Consider the following 1,585-nt stretch of genomic DNA (forward strand, 5'->3'; position numbering starts at 1 on the left):
GCTTGTAATATTGAATAGCTTCCGGAATGCTGGAAGTGGCAAAAATCMCATGGAATTTATGATTATGGCTGATGGTGATCCAGTTATCAATGATGTCCCGGACAACCATTTTCTGATGTTCTTCTGTTCGGTACTGACCGTTCTCAAGCAGGAAATCTTCAATGCCTTTCACATATTTCCCATTGGCATCTTCAAAGCCCGCCATGGGAACGTTATGCATATACTCATAATAGATTTTTTGCTTTTTCGCGTCAGAGAACACTTCCGCTACAGTTTTTGCCTTTGCTTTATCAAGCGCGACAGCCTCGCGTATGTCCTTTTCTTTGAACGTGAGAACCTTATCCGGATCAAAGCCAAGAACATTTTTATCCCTGATACCGTCAGCAATGCTGTAACGGTGCAGTTCGCTGCCGAATACGTCGGCGGTGGTGCTGCCTTTCTTTTCGTTTTCAGCCTGAATAGGCGTTCCACTGAAGCCGAAGAAGAGGGCCTTTGGGAATGTCTGCTTTACGACCCGCATCATGTCGCCGAAAGTGGAACGATGGCACTCGTCAACAATGAATACAATGCGCTTTGATGTAATCAAGTCGAGATCTGCTTTTTTGAGCTTGCCTTCCGTATCGTCCTTGATGTTGCTCATCTTCTGAACGGAAGTAACGATCAGTGTATTCGCGGGGTCGTTGCTTTTCAGTTTTGCAATCAATACGGAAGTGTCTTCCGTTTCCTGGATATCGTCCGTTGCTTCGGCAAATCCGCGATATTCACCGGCGCTCTGCGTTCCGAGCTCAATACGGTCAATGAGAAATACTACTTTGTCGGCATCCTTTGAATTGGCGATCAGCTGTGCAGATTTGAAGGATGTCATAGTTTTGCCGGAACCGGTTGTATGCCATATGTATCCTCCGAGCTGGTTTCCGTTTTCCCATTTGTGTTTTGCAACGGTATCGGAAATCTTATTGGCAGCATAATACTGATACGATCTCATAACTTTTAGAATACCATCGGTATCGTCTGCGACTGTGTAAAACCCGATAAGCTGATGAGCCATAGGAATCGAAAGGAATGTGGATGCCAGCGTCTTCCAATCATTGATTGGCTCGTTGTTGAAATCTGCCCAATGGAAATAGAAATCCGAGTTAAACTTGCCGTCCGGCCCGGGATTGGCAAAATAAACGGCTTCTTCCGGATTCACTGCGACAAAAACCTGAACGAGCGCAAACAAACCTGTAAATACGCCTTCGTGGGAGTATTTCTCAATCTGATTGTACGCTTGGGATACCGGTATACCGCTCTTCTTGAGTTCCACATGAATCAGCGGCATACCGTTAATCAGGAGCATAAAATCTCCACGACGGCCGGGAAGCATACTTGTCTTTGCGGTGAATTTCGGCTGCCGTGCAATCTGATAACGGCTTTGCCCTGCGGCGATTTCCTGACGGTCATAAATCTTCAGAGACACTTCTTTCCCGAAGTGCTCTTTGTCATCGGGATTATCACGAGTGATGGACACACTTTTTCCGTTGATGAAACCGTTCAGTTTCAGCGGCGTGCGCAAAGTTTTTATTTGCTCAATGATCTGCTGCAT

The 1,585-nt window shown here is 46.0% G+C and carries 1 protein-coding gene; it reads right to left on the reverse strand.

All coding sequences use genetic code 11. The annotated features are described in order from the left end of the window. On the reverse strand, positions 1 to 1,585 hold a 1,585-nt coding region (locus EH55_RS12885; RefSeq protein WP_037978679.1), incomplete at both ends, for a DEAD/DEAH box helicase family protein.

Origin of the sequence: Synergistes jonesii (assembly GCF_000712295.1) — a bacterium.
GTDB lineage: Bacteria > Synergistota > Synergistia > Synergistales > Synergistaceae > Synergistes > Synergistes jonesii.